The sequence below is a fragment of the Nostoc sp. KVJ20 genome (assembly GCF_001712795.1).
In the GTDB taxonomy this organism is placed as follows: Bacteria; Cyanobacteriota; Cyanobacteriia; order Cyanobacteriales; family Nostocaceae; genus Nostoc.
Map to the genome: position 1 here is coordinate 1 of NZ_KV757671.1, position 16,454 is coordinate 16,454.

Annotated in this window: 15 protein-coding genes; 6 read left to right on the plus strand and 9 right to left on the minus strand. The window is 40.9% G+C overall.

All coding sequences use genetic code 11. From position 1 onward, the window contains the following. Positions 1-100: 100 nt before the first annotated feature. Positions 101-778 carry a DsbA family oxidoreductase gene (locus A4S05_RS26235; RefSeq protein ID WP_069072723.1) on the minus strand — a complete coding sequence of 226 codons (678 nt, stop codon included), beginning with the start codon at positions 776-778 and terminating at the stop codon, positions 101-103. A 184-nt stretch (positions 779-962) separates the two neighbouring features. Here A4S05_RS26235 and A4S05_RS42715 point away from each other — a divergent pair, with 184 nt between their 5' ends. Further along, positions 963-1,088: a TIGR03032 family protein gene (locus A4S05_RS42715; RefSeq protein ID WP_218107986.1), complete on the plus strand. Its 126-nt coding sequence runs from the start codon at positions 963-965 to the stop codon at positions 1,086-1,088. Between the two features lie 146 nt (positions 1,089-1,234). Here the strand turns inward: A4S05_RS42715 and A4S05_RS26240 are convergent, their stop codons facing one another. Next, a complete protein-coding gene (locus A4S05_RS26240) occupies positions 1,235-1,681 on the minus strand; it encodes a TOBE domain-containing protein (protein ID WP_069072724.1) in 447 nt (148 codons plus the stop codon). 387 nt (positions 1,682-2,068) lie between these two features. Between A4S05_RS26240 and A4S05_RS26245 the strand changes: the two genes are divergently transcribed. Further along, positions 2,069-2,866: a hypothetical protein gene (locus tag A4S05_RS26245; RefSeq protein ID WP_069072725.1), complete on the plus strand. Its 798-nt coding sequence runs from the start codon at positions 2,069-2,071 to the stop codon at positions 2,864-2,866. Positions 2,867-2,887: 21 nt separating this feature from the next. Here the strand turns inward: A4S05_RS26245 and A4S05_RS26250 are convergent, their stop codons facing one another. Both A4S05_RS26250 and A4S05_RS26255 read right to left on the minus strand, forming a co-directional pair. Then, complete coding sequence (locus tag A4S05_RS26250) at positions 2,888-3,166, minus strand: RpnC/YadD family protein (protein ID WP_069072726.1); 279 nt, start codon at positions 3,164-3,166, stop codon at positions 2,888-2,890. 60 nt (positions 3,167-3,226) lie between these two features. Beyond that, the gene (locus tag A4S05_RS26255; RefSeq protein WP_069072727.1) at positions 3,227-3,781 is read right to left on the minus strand and encodes a 1,2-dihydroxy-3-keto-5-methylthiopentene dioxygenase; all 555 of its coding nucleotides are present in this window, start codon (positions 3,779-3,781) and stop codon (positions 3,227-3,229) included. A 249-nt stretch (positions 3,782-4,030) separates the two neighbouring features. On the opposite strand from A4S05_RS26255, the gene A4S05_RS26260 reads away from it, so the two are divergent. Beyond that, positions 4,031-5,476: a deoxyribodipyrimidine photo-lyase, 8-HDF type gene (locus A4S05_RS26260; protein ID WP_069072728.1), complete on the plus strand. Its 1,446-nt coding sequence runs from the start codon at positions 4,031-4,033 to the stop codon at positions 5,474-5,476. A 189-nt stretch (positions 5,477-5,665) separates the two neighbouring features. On the opposite strand, the gene A4S05_RS26265 is transcribed toward A4S05_RS26260, so the two are convergent. The 4 genes from A4S05_RS26265 to A4S05_RS26280 form a co-directional block, all read right to left on the minus strand. Beyond that, a complete protein-coding gene (locus tag A4S05_RS26265) occupies positions 5,666-6,643 on the minus strand; it encodes a hypothetical protein (RefSeq protein ID WP_069072729.1) in 978 nt (325 codons plus the stop codon). Positions 6,644-6,797: 154 nt separating this feature from the next. After that, a complete protein-coding gene (locus A4S05_RS26270; protein ID WP_069072730.1) occupies positions 6,798-8,027 on the minus strand; it encodes an MFS transporter in 1,230 nt (409 codons plus the stop codon). Between the two features lie 467 nt (positions 8,028-8,494). Further along, positions 8,495-9,301, minus strand: a complete 807-nt coding sequence (locus A4S05_RS26275) for a hypothetical protein (RefSeq protein ID WP_069072731.1) — start codon at positions 9,299-9,301, stop codon at positions 8,495-8,497. Between the two features lie 332 nt (positions 9,302-9,633). Next, on the minus strand, positions 9,634-12,306 hold the full coding sequence (locus tag A4S05_RS26280; RefSeq protein WP_069072732.1) for a beta strand repeat-containing protein: 2,673 nt from the start codon (positions 12,304-12,306) through the stop codon (positions 9,634-9,636). Between the two features lie 1,003 nt (positions 12,307-13,309). Here A4S05_RS26280 and A4S05_RS26285 point away from each other — a divergent pair. After that, entirely contained in the window at positions 13,310-13,543 is a 234-nt protein-coding gene (locus A4S05_RS26285; protein WP_069072733.1) for a hypothetical protein, read from the plus strand. Then, a complete protein-coding gene (locus tag A4S05_RS26290; RefSeq protein ID WP_069072734.1) occupies positions 13,536-13,817 on the plus strand; it encodes a hypothetical protein in 282 nt (93 codons plus the stop codon). Before A4S05_RS26285 ends, A4S05_RS26290 begins: the two co-directional genes overlap by 8 nt. A 204-nt stretch (positions 13,818-14,021) precedes the next feature. Here A4S05_RS26290 and A4S05_RS26295 read toward each other — a convergent pair whose 3' ends face one another. After that, positions 14,022-15,239, minus strand: a complete 1,218-nt coding sequence (locus A4S05_RS26295) for a glycosyltransferase family 4 protein (RefSeq protein ID WP_069072735.1) — start codon at positions 15,237-15,239, stop codon at positions 14,022-14,024. A 267-nt stretch (positions 15,240-15,506) separates the two neighbouring features. Between A4S05_RS26295 and A4S05_RS26300 the strand changes: the two genes are divergently transcribed. Further along, positions 15,507-16,346 carry a uroporphyrinogen-III synthase gene (locus tag A4S05_RS26300; protein ID WP_069072736.1) on the plus strand — a complete coding sequence of 280 codons (840 nt, stop codon included), beginning with the start codon at positions 15,507-15,509 and terminating at the stop codon, positions 16,344-16,346. The last annotated feature ends 108 nt before the right edge of the window (positions 16,347-16,454 follow it).

Sequence of the window (16,454 nt, forward strand, 5' to 3'; positions counted from 1 at the left end):
CTTTTTCACCAGTTCTGATTCTAGTTTTTCACCAGTTCTGATTCTAGTTTACCTAATTGATGACACGCCCTAGTTTTGTGGCTCTTTTAACGCAATATCCCTAACACCAGGATTGTTCTCCCGGCGGATTGTGCAGTAACTCCCGAATATTGGCTTCGATGACCCGATAGCCCACATTGCCGTTGAGTCTCTGCCGTCCTTCATTAAAAATTAGGGTGGGGCTGACTGTAACTGTATGCTCTTTGACTAATTCAAAATCCTGGGATAGCTTGGCATAAGCCTCACCACTATCGATTTGAGCTTCGATAGCTGCGATCGGCAGTCTTAACTCCTCCGCAATTCCAAATTGCACCTTGCGGTCAGAAATGTTTGCCAGTTGAGTAAAAAACGCCTCCCGAAATGCCCAGGTTGCTTTTTCAAATACCTGTTGATTTCGCTCTACTAAACCCTTCGTTTCTAGTAATTGAATCGCATGGAGAAACAAATGACAAGATGTCGATGAAAATGGTGTAACGTGAGTCCAAATATCAGGATGAACGGTGATGTGATCGAACTTTTTCACAACCTCTTGAACATGATTGCTGTATCCTTGCAATCCACCGCGATCGCACCATCGGTTTTCCAGTTTTTCACGAGCAACACCAAAGACGGGGACAAAGTGCTGTGCGATCGCAATCTTGTCTTCAAAGGTTGTTGTCAACTCATCCAAACGAATCTGAGCAATATAAGCCCAAACGCAGAGAACATCGGAAAAGTAAAAAATACGAATCGGTTCCATATCACTTCATCCTTAGATAGTGTTTATAAAATAAAGATAAAATTTATAGTAGGGTGTGTTAGACTGACGACGGTATATGATTTTGAGAGAAAATATGATTCGGTCGTAACGCACCAAATATACCTTAATATTTGATTTATAAACATCCTCTTATCTCTAATCTGCAAATCTATGAAATTGAACAATGGATCAATTTTTGAAGGCTATGCGTGGTTGTGCATTTCATGGCGACTTTGCGATCGTGGAGATTTCTCAGCCCAGCACAACAAGACCTTGCGACATGGTCTTTGGTAGCAATAGTGGATTTTGAGGCAGTCTAGTTCCAGTTTTATACTTCCTTTGAATCTGCGATGCCGAATAGCCCAACCTAGACATCGCATCAACTACATACACTCAATTTCTCTCGCAGTTCTCCAGAATCAAAAATTAATAGCCAATGCCTAAAATTAAGTATTTCTATTCTCTAGCAATCACAATATCGTTAGATTTAATGACTGCATAAGCTTCTTTTCCCTCAGATAGTTCCAACTCTTCTGCGGAAGCTCTAGTGATGATTGAGGTTAATTCTACTTTATGAATAATCTCCAGAGTTACCTCACTATTAACGGCTCCATAAACAACTCGTTTAACCACACCTTTAAGAATATTGCGAGAGCTAACTTTTAGTGATTTCTTTTGAATACTACTTTCTATGTCAGGCTTTTGAGTGTAATAGATATCTTCCTGTTTTTCCTGCTGAGTTGGTGGTGATATTGGTGTTGAGGAGTGCTGAGTGAGACTACGCACAAGTTCCCGCAGAATCTCAGTCTTGGTGCGTTGAGAGTGTTCGCAGAACTCCTCTAGAATCTTCCGCTCGTCCTCTGAAGTTTGAAATGTAACCCATCCTTGTTCTTTTCTTGGCATAATAATATTATCAATTTTGGTTATCTTGGTAAAATTCTACCAAGTATCAATTCTATATGTGGTTTTAGTAATAACATTTTTTTTTCAAGATTTTCGGCATTTTTACCGCAAATTAATTAACTAATCTCATATAGTTAACTACATATATATTTATTTTTTTCTAGATGCGAAATATTTTGTTACTTGAAATTGTCTAAATCAGCACTAAACACTACCAACTAAGATGGTATAACATGACTCTATGGTATTTGTTGGGATAGCGATGCCTACAGTGGGCTAGGTCTATGCAAGGAAATCTAGCAGAAAATTCTGCTGGCGTAGGCGTAGCCCGTCGCAGACATTGCGTGAGTGCCGTAGGATTATTTAACGTGAGTTCACAGCCGGGGGATGAAACACCTAAAATCGCGCTCTCAAGACCTGCGGAGTTTATTCGAGAACAATATCACTATTGAATACGTGGCAGAACCCCTGAAAGCTATGCCAGCTGATGCGGAGGCGAAAGAAGTGCTGCATTGGATGCAGGCACAGAATTTTGATGTTATCGGCGTTGAGACGGGAGATATTATTAGCGGTTATGTAGAACGCTCTAGCTTGATTCCAGGCAAAGAAGGCAAATGTAGCGACTATCAACGGGTGTTTCATCCAAAAGAACTAATTGCCATTTCCACCCCACTCATGAAGTTGCTACCCATTTTGCAACAAACTCCGCGATTATTTGTCTTGGACTGCAATCAGGTAAGTGGTATTGTTACCTGTGGCGACTTGCAGAAAGCACCCGTAAGAATGTTACTGTTTGGCTTGGTAACGCTGCTAGAAATGAATTTGCTGCGGCTGGTGCGGATTTACTATCCCCAAGATTCTTGGCAAAAAGTCCTCAAACCTGAACGCTTAGAAGTTGCTCAACGGCTATGGCGAGAAAGCCAAGAAAGAAACGAAGCTACCGATTTGTTAGATTATCTGCAATTCTGTGATAAGCGAGAGTTGATTTTAAATCAGCCAGAACTTCTTGAACAACTAGGATTAAAGTCCAAACGGTTTGGCGAACGCTTCCTCAAGTCTGCTGAACAGTTGCGAAACCGATTAGCTCACGCCCAAAATCTAGTTAGTGGTTCCTCTTGGATAGAATTGATTTCTTTAGCAGAGGCGATGGAAAAACTGTTAATTCTCTGTGAGGAAGTTGAGTGAATTTTTCAGCCCTAAATAACATTATTTAACCAGTTTATCAAGTCGGCTGCTGTCGAGAAATCGCAAGGATTCAGGGGCATCTGTTCGCGCCAGAACTGCTAAGGGTAGAAGACCAACAGACGCTAGCAAAGGAGTGGGGTCTTGCTCCCAAATCCGAATTGAACGGAAGCGATGAACTGGCTCAACGCTCAACTCAGTTTTAAGGTCTTTAACGTCTGCTGGGGTTCTATCTAACAACCAGGTGGCAAAGCTTTTGGGATACTGTTCTGAAAGATAGCGGCAAACGTTATCGATGGACATTGAGTTTTGAATTAAAGCATTAAGTAATAAATATCACAGTTTGCGATTATAAAATAAGCCTTAACGCGGCTTATTGAGGGAATCACTAACTTGAGTACCTGTATAATTAGGAACCCAACCTTCTGCGATCGCAAAATAGCGTATCCCTTTGAAATTCAACGATGCAGTTGGGCTACACCAATGCTCAACGTCGGCGGGAATGTAGAGATAGTCTTGTGCCTGAACTAAAAGCTGTACCTGGCTACCATCAGGTCGCACGAAGCCATAAATCATTTCCCCTGCCAACACGTAGAGGGGTTCAGCCGCAGGATGAGTATGGTAACGGCCGTAGGTTGTTATCAGGTGGTGAAGATTCAAGGAACCTGGATGCACGTTTAGCAAGTCACACCAGAGAGCGCCATTTTCTTGCTGAATAAATTCAAAGACGCTGTTATGGAGTTCTACACAATAACGTTTCTCTGACTCAGTTAAAACGGCCTGGTCTAACAGATTAGGAAAGAGGAGCGATGTTCCTGGGTCGTAATGTCTGAGTTGAATGCCAAGAGGCGCAAGTTCACGAGCTATTTCGCCTAAATCGCTCTCAATCGTACCGTCATCAAGTAGTAGGTTAGCCATGACCAAAAAGACTAATTAACTGTTAAGAAGAGTATACTCAACTTTGAGCTAATAAGCCACTATTCCCGACTGACAAACCGGGGAATGGGGAATGGGGAGTGGGGAATGGGGAATGAGAGAAGTTGCAATAAGTCTTTTCCCAATGCCCAATGCCCAATGCCCATTCACAGAATAAATTTATCGCCAGAATGATGTTCATTGGTACCACTAACATCTAAGCTAGTACGGGTGAACTATATACAGCATGAAATGTCTGACTTAATTCTGTTTTGGCATCGGCGCGATTTACGCATTTCTGATAATACGGGACTGGCTGCGGCAAAACGGCGGAGTCCGAAGGTGGTAGGTGTATTTTGCCTTGATCCGCATATTCTAGAACGGGATGATGTTGCTCCTGTGAGAGTAACTTATATGATTGGCTGTTTGCAGAAACTCCAAGAGCGATATGCTCAAGTTGGTAGCCAGTTATTAATCCTCCATGCTGATCCTGTACAAGCGATACCAGCTTTAGCAGAGGCTTTAACAGCTAAAGCTGTTTTTTGGAACTGGGATGTAGAACCTTATTCGCAAGAACGCGATCGCACTGTTATAAATGCTCTCAAAGAAAAAGGCATTGAGTTTCTTAACCAAAACTGGGATCAAATCCTCAACTCCCCAGATGAAATCCGCACTGGTGGTAACAGTCCTTACACCGTTTACACACCCTTCTGGAAAAATTGGATTACTAAACCGAAGGCTCAACCAGTAGAAACACTGCAAAATGTTGAGGGGTTAACGGAAGCTGAACAGAAAATTGCAAAACTTGCAGGAGCGAACGCATTACCTTCAGCGAAAGATTTAGGATTTATCTGGGATGAACAATTGATTATTTCACCGGGAGAGGTGGCAGCGCAAGAACGGCTAGAAGAATTTACTGCTAAAGCTATTACTGAATATCAAGAACAGCGAAATTTTCCCGCAGTTGATGGAACATCGCAACTCAGTGCAGCTTTGAAATTTGGCGTAATTGGCATTCGCACCGTTTGGCAAGCCACTATAGAAGCACTAGAAAATAGCCGCAGTGAGGAAACAGCAGTTAATATCCGCACATGGCAGCAGGAATTAGCTTGGCGGGAGTTTTATCAACATGCAATGTATAACTTCCCCGAATTAGCTGATGGTGCTTTCCGTGAAACCTTTAAGAACTTTCCTTGGGAAACAAACGAAGAACATTTCCAAGCTTGGTGTGAAGGAAGAACTGGCTACCCAATTGTGGATGCAGCAATGCGTCAGTTAAACGAAAGTGGCTGGATGCATAACCGTTGTCGGATGATTGTCGCCAGTTTCCTCACCAAAGACTTGCTAATTAATCCCCAATTGGGAGAAAAATACTTTATGCAAAAGCTGATTGATGGTGATTTATCTGCTAATAATGGCGGTTGGCAATGGAGTGCTTCTAGCGGTATGGACCCGAAACCTGTGCGGATTTTTAACCCAGCTAGTCAAACACAAAAATTTGATCCAGAGGGGGAATATATTCGGCAATGGGTATCAGAATTGCGGTCTGTAGATACCGAATATTTAGTTACTGGTAAAATTCCACCTTTAGAACGTCATGCTGTTGGCTATCCCGACCCAATTGTGGATCATAAAATACAGCAACAGCAGTTTAAACTGCGTTATCAACAGCAAAAAACTCTTGGTAGTGGTGAGTAAATTTTTGAGTTTTGTAATATTTATTTATAGCATATCCGGCTAATCAACCTGAGTAAAAAATGTTCCTAGTCAGGACTTCAGTCCTGATTTTGTAAAGCCCTTTGGGCATAGCTGCGCTTACAGCATAGCGTATCGGAGAAAGGACTTTAGTCCTTACTACAAACCTGTGAAATTTTCCCAGGGATCGTATTACGTCTTCATAGGTAAACGGGAAATTGTCCATAAGATGATCAGGAAAATTAAGTAAATTGCGCCAACTAGCCCAAACTCAATCAGAGGGATATAAGTTATTTCGTAAATTCTACCCAAACCGCGTTCTGTCAGTGCATAAACGGCCAGTACACTCACTAGAAAGGCTCCGTAGATAGTACGTTTAGTCCAGATACCTAGAGGTAAACCGTGAAGCTGAGTAAGCACCATAATGCCGAGAAAACCAAAGAGAAATGTTGGCCACTTGGTTTGTCCTAGCATCCACGACACAATGACACTATGTAAAAGCACCGTAATTTCCAAAGAGAATGTCCACCAACGATTTACATGGGTGCGGTTAAAGATCAACGACGATTGGAGCAGAAGCAAGAACATATAGAGAAAACCAATTAAGTGCCCCGAAGTCGCTTCCATTGGATGATACCAGAAGGTATAGATAGCGGCGAAGGAGAAAAAGTAGCCGTGGTACAGCTTGATAATTTGCAAAAACTGTTGATGGAATGGAACAGAATTGCCAAAAAACAAACCGCGTCGAGGCGTTTCTAAAATCAGTACGAACACCAGTAGAAGTACAACCGCACCTTGGGAAGCCCAAATCGAAGTATCTTGAGCGAGAGCATCGTACCAGATATAAGTCTGGAGAAAGTGTAATGCAATGAATGCACCATTAATGGCCAGCATGAGGTAATTAATCGGGTGCAACGCTGATTTGTATTTCAACTGCGATCGCTGCGCCCACAAAATACACGCCCAGATGCTAAACTGATGCCCAAGGTACATACCCCAAGCCGTCGCTCGACTCCAAAAAGTTGGTTGGGGAAGCTTCCAGTAGTACCAATTTAATCCTTGATCAGGAAGTTTGATGATGCTTGCAGGAATGCTCCCACCGATCCAAATTGCGTAGGTGAGAAGGATGCTTACAAAGATGCCTAAAAACAATACTCGGCGACCTGTCATATTAATTCGTAATTCGTAATTCGTAATTCGTAATTTTTAATAAAAAGGGGGAATAACCTTCTCAAAGTCCTCCTTTTTAAGGAGGACTTAGGAGGATCTAAAGTTTTGGATACATCAGCCATAACTTTTAAGAGATCCTCTAATACCTAAATTATCAGGCGATACGTTCTGTGTTTGATTCAGATGCACTTTTAGTAACTCGTAAACTAAGAGCCAAAGCTACTAGCATTACTAAAAATCCACTCAAAAAAGGAGTAGAACTACCAAATTTCATAAAACTAACCCCCGCCCATATTGGGCCACCGATGCGTGCCAAAGCAGAGCAAGAACTGGCAATTCCTAATATTTGTCCTTGTTCTTCTGGGGCTGTCATCTGGGAAATCAGACTGTTTAATATTGGTTGGCTAATACTAATTCCCCATGCTACAAGGGTGGTGGCGACCAACAACAAAATTAAGCTTTGTGAGAATCTAATTAATCCAATTAATAGTAATCCTAAACCTAACCCTACTATCCCCCAGGTAAGTAACTTTATTTCACCCAATTGTTTCTTGAAAAATCCGAGGAGTCCTCCTTGAATGATTGTGCTGACAATCCCCATGAAGGCAAAAAGATAACTTGTTTGTTGAGGGCCCCAGTTTAATTGGTGCTTAGACCATAAAGCTAATGTAGAGTCCATAGCTGCAACAGCAAAGGTAACAAAAAAGTAGATGCCAACAAGCACGCAAAACTGTGGACGCTGCAACACTTGTAGCAAGTTCAGCCGCCGTTGACGGTAGCGATTAGCTTGCATTTTGGCTCTAGTCTCAGAATTTAGGGATTCTGGAAGTAATACCAAAGCACAAAGCAATGCCAATAAAGATAATCCGGCTGCAAACAACGACGGTAGATGAAAGTTAGCGTTGTCTGGATCTGACCCGATTAAAAGACCTCCGATTGCTGGGCCGAGAATGAAGCCAAGACCAAAAGCTGCTCCGATTATGCCCATGCCACGAGCGCGATTAACTGGCGTGGTAATATCTGCGATGTACGCCTGAGCAGTAGAGATATTCCCTGCCATAATCCCCGCCAGACTACGAGCGAAAAACAAAATCCATAATGAGTTGGCAAAGCCTAACCCTGCGTATGCTATTACAGAACCAAATAAAGTGAGTAATAAAATCGGACGACGACCGTAGCGATCGCTAAATCTGCCCCATAATGGTGCAAATAAGAACTGCATTAAAGAATAAATAGCTACAAGTAGAGTCGCTTCATTAGGTTGTGCGCCGAATTGTTCAGCATACAAAGGCAGTATCGGCAGGATAATTCCAAAACCGAGCAAGTCTATAAATACAATCAAAAATAAGACGAATATAGGCCTGCCATTATTTTTACTATTCATAGGTGCAATCCCCTTTTATAAAAAATATGTGTAACTTGGATTAGTTTTATGGACATTAGGGAAAGCTTAAGCGTAAAAATCCATTGAATTGAATAATCAGTTCAAGCAGAATGCATTAATTTGACTGTGATTGAGCAAAATAGCATGGAACAAACCCACTATAAAAATCAAACCAATAATACTACTAATGAAAGCAACTATAGTCTCGTGTCTACGTATGGCTTTTTGTATTTTAGTGTCTATGATGTGTTCTAATTCTTTGTATGACATTGACTTTGATTTGGTTAAAGATAACAAGTATATGGAACTTAGATGCATAGATAAGTTTGAGTGTAGGAATCACATCTGATTGTTGAACAATGTTTTAGATAAAAACTGGATAAAATCGTATTTTTAATCTCAGCATATTTTCAACAATCAAATCAGAGTCCTATATTTGTGAAACGCCTAAATTTATGAAACAAAATCTATTTAGACGTTGTGGAATTGTCAAGGCGTTGGCGTCGTTTTAAAATAGCACCTGAAACACCAAAAGCTAATATCGCCAAGGTATAAGTCGGTTCGGGAATTGCAATAATGCTTAACTTATTAATGGCCAAGCCGTATTGTGGAGCAGAACTACTAAAAACAAGTCGTGAGATGTTTGGAGTGTCGCTACGAATCCCTAAAAACACTGCTGAATTATCTAATGCTAGCGACGAAGTACTCAGAACTGAGAAACTACCCAACAGGTTATTGACATTATCAAAAGCGTCAATAAAAGTTTCAACTTCTAAATTACTAACGTCTACAGCTATCTGAGTACCAGCACCAAAAACAGGCTGGTCAAAACTAATGCTAAAAGGCCCGCCGTTCCCCAAAGTACCAGGATCAGGAGTCCCAGGAGGAAGAGGAATAAAACCTGTTGGGTCTATACCTCCGAAGAGAATAAAATCTCCTTGGGCGAAATTAGTCCGAATACCAGGAGGAGGTAAAGTTTGAAAGACAAACGGTGGAGTAACCTGAGGATTATTAGTTGGAGCTATATTTATATCCAACCCTAAACCATCCTGAGATATTGTTGAGAAAGAGTTCGGTAAAAAAGCAGAAAAATCAGGAGATACAGGATTAAAGACTTTACCTAAACTTAACCAATCTACTTCATCATTACCAGCTAAATCAGTACGCTCATTTACTAAAAATGTAGCTGCTTTAGCTGGTAACGGAAGAAAAGTTATTATAGCTGTAATTGCTGGTAAATATTTGACAGTAAACTTAAACAACTGATTGATCATACAATGACACAGAGCTTACTTTTAAATTAGTTAAAAAAATAATATCATCAAAATGCAAAAAATAAACACTAAAGCAAGGCAATGTAATGCCAATCTTAAAGAAGATTAAACAATTAGTATGCTTAATGTTTATGTTGCAAAAACTAGTTGATAGCTAGCTGTTAATAGTTGACAATCTAACATCATTTTTGCAACACAGGTTTAGCCTAGTTAACACACAAGTAATTGTGTATCTACCACGCTCAATTTGTTATTGATCAATTACTAGTCAGTACTTCCATAACAAACTTAAAAAGCTTTAAATTGTCATTGAGTTATGACTAGTAATAGTTTTAGACTAACTGAATACTCAAATCGGATGAGAGATTTTCAAGGAAGGCGAACTGAGTTCCTTGGAAAGACAAATTACCGTTAGTATTGTTGTAAGAAAAGTCACTGAGGCTAGTAGTACCAAACCCTGTTTTAGAAACTTGGATTACGTCACTTTGACCAAAATTGTAATCTTTGATGGTGTCAAGACCGTCCTTGAGGCTGTTGAAGATAAACTTATCTGCACCGAAACCACCGCTAATAACATCATTACCTTCTCCACCAATGATGGAGTCATTACCAAAGCCAGCGGAGATAGTGTCATTACCATCTTTACCTTCTAACCGGTTATTTTGGCTATCGCCAGTAATGCTGTCACTTGCATTTGTACCAATGAGATTATCAAAGTTGAGTACATTAAATGTTATTGTCCCTAGACTAGGAACGTTAAGAGCAGAGATAGTTTGCTCCTGTAGGTTAGCGATGACAGATACCCCAGCAAGAGATTGGGAGGAATCTATGGTGTTATTGGCAACACTAGCATCAGCAATAACCGTTTCTACTTTCAAAACTTGGTCTGTTCCAAATCCACCAGCTTTGGTAATTGTCCCTACACCTGATAGGGTGATGGTTCTACCCAGTCTGCTGTAGTCTGCGGTATCCGTACCATCTCCACCATCAATGCTGTCATTGCCTCGACTGCCCTTGAAGGTATCATCGCCTGCACCACCGAACAATGTGTCATTGCCCAGTCCACCATCAATCAGGTCATTGCCACCCCTACCATCAATCAGGTCATTACCAGCAAGACCGGTTAATTGGTTATTTTGGCTATCGCCCTTCAGGGTGTCATTGTTAATTGTGCCGATGACATTGACAAAGTTGACTACATTAAATGTTAATGTTCCTAAATTAGGAACATTGAGGGCAGAGATAGTTTGGGCTTGTAGGTCAGCATCGGCAGGTACTCCAGACAAAGATTGAGATGCATCTATAGTGTTGTTGGCAACACTGGCATCAGCAATCACCCTTTCTACTTGAAAAACTGTGTCTGTTCCAAAACCACCAGCTTTTTCAACTGTCCCTACACCTGACAAGGTGATACGTCTACCTAAGCTGCTGTAGTCTACAGTATCAAAGCCCTTTCCACCATTGATGCTGTCGTTACCTCGACTGCCCTTAAATGTGTCATTACCAGCAAGACCAGTTAATTTATTACTTTGGCTATCACCAGCAATGAAGTCACTTTCATTTGTACCAATGACATCATCAAAGTTGACTACAGTAAATGGCAATGTCCCCAGACCAGGAACGTTATTGGCTGTCAAAGTTTGGCTTTGTAGATTAGCCGTGATCGATACACCAGCTAAAGATGCGGAAGCATCTATGGTGTTGTTAGCAACACTAGCATCAGCAATAATCTTTTCTACTTGAGATAGAGTGTCTTGACCCAATCCGCCAGCTTTTTTAACTGTCCCTACTTCTGAGAGAGTAATGGTTTGACCCAGCTTGCTGTAGTCTACGGTATCTGTACCAACTCCACCATTAATGCTGTCGTTACCCTGACTACCCTTAATGGTGTCATTACCTGCACCACCTAACAAGGTGTCACGGCCTTGTCCACCATCAATCAGGTCGTTGCCACCTCTACCATCAATCAAGTCATTACCAGCAAGACCAGTTAATTGGTTATTTTGGCTATCGCCTTTCAGGGTGTCATTGTTAATTGTGCCGATGACATTATCAAAGTTGACTACATTAAATGTTAATGTTCCCAAACCAGGAACGTTAAGGGCAGAGATAGTTTGGGCTTGTAGGTCAGCATTGGCAGCTACACCAGCTAAAGATGCGGAAGCATCTATAGTGTTGTTGGCAACGCTAGCATCAGCAATTACCTTTTCTACTTGAAAAAGTTCGTCTTTACCTAATCCATCAGCTTTGGTAACTGTCCCTACGCCTGAGAGAGTAATGGTTTTACCTAATTTGCTGTAGTCTGCGGTATCCGTACCATCTCCACCATTAATGCTGTCGTTGCCTTGACCACCTTTAAAGGTGTCATCACCTGCACCACCAAACAATGTGTCATTGCCCAGTCCACCATCAATGCTGTCATTGCCACCTCTACCATCAATCAGGTCATTACCAGCAAGACCAGTTAATTGGTTATTTTGGCTATCGCCCTTCAGGGTGTCATTGTTAATTGTGCCGATGACATTATCAAAGTTGACTACATTAAATGTTAATGTTCCTAAGCCAGGAACATTGAGGGCAGAGATAGTTTGGGCTTGTAGGTCAGCATCGGCAGGTACTCCAGACAAAGATTGAGATGCATCTATAGTGTTGTTGGCAACAGTGACATCTGCAATTACTTTTTCTACTTGAAAGAGTTGGTCTTTTCCAAAACCACCAGCTTTTTCAACTGTCCCTACACCTGACAAGGTGATACGTCTACCTAAGCTACTGTAGTCTGCGGTATCCTCACCATCTGCGCCATTAATGCTGTCGTCACCTCGACTGCCCTTAAATGTGTCATTACCGCCATTCCCAGCCAACGTGTCATTACCATCACCACCATCAATGAGGTCATTTCCCAGACCACCAGAGATATTGTCATCGCCTCCACGACCAGAAATTTGATCGTCACCACTAGTACCCACCAAAAAGTCATTGTTAGGAGTACCAACAATAATGGACATAATATATAACCTTTATAGTTTTGCAAATCAAGCTTGCCTGAGCAATGTAATACTCGCATATTACATTCACTGGAATTATGAATTTATGATGAAATATACTTCAACATAAGTAATGGTCTTTTATATATCTGGCGAGAGAAAAATAGTCTTGTTTACGAAAATTATTGAAATTTGTTCAAGGGACTAAAAATGCGGGTATTCTGTGGCGGAAATTTTAGAAAAAAAATGAAATATAAGACTTATACACTACAAATTCATTGTGATTTGAAGTAAAGAGAATAGGTTGAGGTTGTTTTACTTTTTTAAAGTATTCATTAATAGTAAATAGACCATCAATACTTTTCGGTTGAAGAAGAATTCAGAAGTCAGAATTCAGGAGTCAGAATAAAGACGCTCGCGAACTCGCTAACGCTGCGAAGCACCGCCAGTCATACAGAATACCCAACTGAATTCTGACGACTGATGCCTTTATTCTGTTCGATAAACCCAAGAATCTCTCTTTTCGTTTGGGGAAAGGTTAATGGGCTTGCGGGTAAAGGTAAATTTAAACCCTTTACCTTTCACTTTTCTCCTTTAATCGAAAAGTATTAACTCATCCCCCTGCTTGGAGCCGAAGGATTTCGAGTCATTAGTCATTAGCACCAATGACTAATGACTAAATCGGCGGGCGGCTATCCCTCCCACCCATCGTTCGCGCAGCGTCTCTAAGAGTTGGGATGGATAGCCGATTTTGGTTGAATAGACCATGCTGTAGGGGCACAGCAATATTTATAAGGCTGTAGTAAGATTTATTACTATTTTTACATAATTATACGTATTAATGTAACGTTCACACTTAGATCAAAATTGCCTAGCTTTCAGCCTAGTTTGCATAACTTCGAAGACATTACCGCAAATGCGCTGATATTTTAATTTCCCTTCTTCATAAATTCCGCAAAAACACCGTTACGCTATTTGTCCTTGTGATCAAAACTGAGAGCATCCAGTTTATGAGGGCGTGTTTATGACCAACCCTGTAAAGACGGTTATCCAAGTCAATCTGGAGATGGCTCTAGAAGTAGCTCAAGAATTGGAGCAAGCTCCATACACTCAACTCAGTACTTATTGTTTGGAGATTTTACGGGAGATAGGATGTCCTGGTACTGAACTCCCAGTTAACTTACAAACTCGCGATCAGCAGCTAAACTTTATCACAGGCTTTGCATCTTATGCTTTTGGGGAGGTACAAAGTGTATAAAGCATTAATTGATGATATATTTTATGATTCGGAAGGGACAGAAGAAACTACTTTTCCGGCCACAGATGAAGATTTATTAATTTTAACAGAAAAATTTTTAGGGTTTGAAATTCCCTCAAAGGTTTTCTTGCAAGCTATAGCCATTGCCGATTACGACGGTGCAGCTGCTTTTCGTTACGTTGATAATTATTTGACTACTCTCAAAAATAAAAAGAAGCGTAAGCAGAAGAAATTACTTGTGTTAGGTTATTCGACTAGATTTGACAATAATTGATGTGTTTGTTTACAAGCCAACTAACAACCAATACGATTTAGATAAGATAATTTGCACGCTCGATGTAGAGACGTTGCACTACAACGTCTCTACAGATATTTATCCCACACCGATAAAATAAAACAACGAGATTTTATCTAAAGTTAGTGGTGGGATCTTAATTAGACCAAACATTTTTATGTATGTGCTAATTATGAATTAGTATTACTCTCTCCCAAGACAAACTTGTTCATAACTTTTACCAGCAATATCCCAAGTGAATTCTGTTTCTACCAGTTGTCTGCCGTTGTGAGACAATTTTGAACGCAGAGGTGGATGCTCAAAGAGTTGACTAATAGCGGTGACGTATTCTGCCGGTTTATTTGCTCGTAATGCTCGTAATGGATGACTAGCACTATCTACGGCTAATCCTTCTAAACCGCGATCGCTAGCTACTACAGGGATACCAGCTGCCATTGCCTCTAAAGTTTTATTTTTAATGCCAAACCCAGTCCGCATAGATACAACACAGATGGTGGCTTGATGTAAATATTCTGCCATCGAAGGTACACGCCCAAGCACATTAATCCCTGGCTTTTTATTAAGTGCTAAAACTTCTGGCACTGGATAAGAACCGACAATATCGAAAGTTGTATCAGGATACAATTTTTGGATTTCTGGTAAGACTTCGTTGCTGAAAAAGCAGACAGCATCAATGTTTGCTAAATTGTCCATTGCACCGATAAAAATTAAGCGATGTCCGCCGGGATCTTTGGTGCGCTTGGGGAAAGAAACTAAATCTACGCCATTGGGAATAACTGTAATCTCACTATTGGGGTTAAATTCTTGTAGTTGAATTTTATCTTCTTCTGTTGTCGCGACAATTGCCGAAAATTTAGCACAGTAGTTTTGCTCATAACGACGCAAAAGTGGCAGATTAATTTTGTCTCGGAGGGAATTTTCAGAAATGCCGGTTGCTAGTTGGTTACGACAAGTAGCGTAAACAGAACTATGAACATTAACTATAGTTTTTAGCTGTTTCTGAAAATGTGGCTGGACATAAATTTCATTGACGCTATGTTCGCAGGTAATCACATCACATTTCCCCACTTCCACCCAGTTATTAACCCAGGTTTGCATCTCAGCTGAGTAGCGATTGAGTACGCTTGGCGGTGTTCCCTGTTGCAAAAATCTACCAAATCGTTGTATTTTCTGGAATATTCCGGTGGTTTGAGAATCTGGCGGGCGTTCAAAAATGGCTAGATGATCCACACAATCGCGTAGTCCTGCTATTTCTGCGTCTGTAACATCCCCCTCGCGTTGAGTCGCGAGGGTAACATTATGGTTTTGACTCAAGTACTTAAGTAAATTAAATGTCCTGACTTGGGTTCCCCCGCGCGTTGGTGGGTAGGGAAAGGTGGAAGATAGCATTAAAATGTTCATACAAGTGATGAATCAAATGTGATATGTACACCATGACCTCATTAGAGGCTGTATGTCATCATTTGATTTATTAAAAAGAATTCGGGAGTCAGAATTCAGGAGCAAAGCCGAGAATCAAGACGCTCCAGGATGAGCTAACGCTACGCTATCGTGGACTCGCTTGCCGCCGGCGCTATCCACCACTCGTACAAAATTCATTCTGTTAGCGGATAGCTAAGGTTTAGCCCATTCTGACTCCTGACCCATGAATTCTGTTCCGGTAAACAAATGCACACCCAATCAAGAGAAATTAACCTGCTGACTCCATCTAGAGAGTTACCTCTATATGGGAAGAGAATTTTAGTAACAGCGCCGAGAAATTATGCTTATAGGTTGTCTGAACAAATCATCAAGAAAGGTGGTTTACCTGTTTTCATGCCTACTATCGAAACCTGCTATTTATCAAACTACACTGAGTTAGATGCTGCTTTAGATCACATAGACGAATTTGATTGGATTGTCTTCACCAGTAGAAATGGGATCGCTGCATTTTTTCATCGGATGAATGATTTAGATATTCCTATCTCTGTGGTACAAAAATGTCACTTATGTGCTTTAGGAAAAGATGCAGAAAGCTTATTGTCTTTTTGTGGCAAGGTGGATTTAATTCCAGCAGAATCTAGCCCAGCCGGAATTGTGGCTGAATTAGCAAAACTTCCGCAAGTTCAAGATAAAAAAGTGCTGATACCTGCTCCAGAAGTGGTTGGTTTGCCTGAACCTGATGTTGTACCCAATTTAATTACGGATTTGCAGAGATTGGGTATAGAAGTAACTTGTGTCCCTACCTATATCACGCAGGGTTTAAACAAAAGTATTTACGGTATTGAATTAAACCTGATGCGTCAAGGAGTTATTGATGTAATTGCCTTTAGTAGCACAGCGGAAATAGAAAGCTTTTTGACAATGGTCAATTCGCCAAGCGATTATGAACGTTGCATTATTGCATGTTTCGGCCCTTATACAACTGCTAATGCGCGAAAGTTGGGTATGAATGTCTCTATCGTGTCTAGAGATTATAGTTCATTTGAGGGATTTGCTGAAGCGATGTCTACGACGAGCTACGCCTAAGTAGCATTTTTCCCTCTGTGATTTTGATGTGGGGCTTTTGGTATACATCAACTACCCCTACTAACCGTTTGAGAATCTAAAACAGTCAACCATAATCAACTCTAGACT

Coding starts and splice junctions, on each gene's coding strand:
- A4S05_RS26235 (WP_069072723.1), bottom strand. CDS start 778: ATGGAACCGATTCGTATTTTTTACTTTTCCGATGTTCTCTGCGTTTGG.
- A4S05_RS42715 (WP_218107986.1), top strand. CDS start 963: ATGGATCAATTTTTGAAGGCTATGCGTGGTTGTGCATTTCATGGCGAC.
- A4S05_RS26240 (WP_069072724.1), bottom strand. CDS start 1,681: ATGCCAAGAAAAGAACAAGGATGGGTTACATTTCAAACTTCAGAGGAC.
- A4S05_RS26245 (WP_069072725.1), top strand. CDS start 2,069: ATGAAACACCTAAAATCGCGCTCTCAAGACCTGCGGAGTTTATTCGAG.
- A4S05_RS26250 (WP_069072726.1), bottom strand. CDS start 3,166: ATGTCCATCGATAACGTTTGCCGCTATCTTTCAGAACAGTATCCCAAA.
- A4S05_RS26255 (WP_069072727.1), bottom strand. CDS start 3,781: ATGGCTAACCTACTACTTGATGACGGTACGATTGAGAGCGATTTAGGC.
- A4S05_RS26260 (WP_069072728.1), top strand. CDS start 4,031: ATGTCTGACTTAATTCTGTTTTGGCATCGGCGCGATTTACGCATTTCT.
- A4S05_RS26265 (WP_069072729.1), bottom strand. CDS start 6,643: ATGACAGGTCGCCGAGTATTGTTTTTAGGCATCTTTGTAAGCATCCTT.
- A4S05_RS26270 (WP_069072730.1), bottom strand. CDS start 8,027: ATGAATAGTAAAAATAATGGCAGGCCTATATTCGTCTTATTTTTGATT.
- A4S05_RS26275 (WP_069072731.1), bottom strand. CDS start 9,301: ATGATCAATCAGTTGTTTAAGTTTACTGTCAAATATTTACCAGCAATT.
- A4S05_RS26280 (WP_069072732.1), bottom strand. CDS start 12,306: ATGTCCATTATTGTTGGTACTCCTAACAATGACTTTTTGGTGGGTACT.
- A4S05_RS26285 (WP_069072733.1), top strand. CDS start 13,310: ATGACCAACCCTGTAAAGACGGTTATCCAAGTCAATCTGGAGATGGCT.
- A4S05_RS26295 (WP_069072735.1), bottom strand. CDS start 15,239: ATGAACATTTTAATGCTATCTTCCACCTTTCCCTACCCACCAACGCGC.
- A4S05_RS26300 (WP_069072736.1), top strand. CDS start 15,507: ATGCACACCCAATCAAGAGAAATTAACCTGCTGACTCCATCTAGAGAG.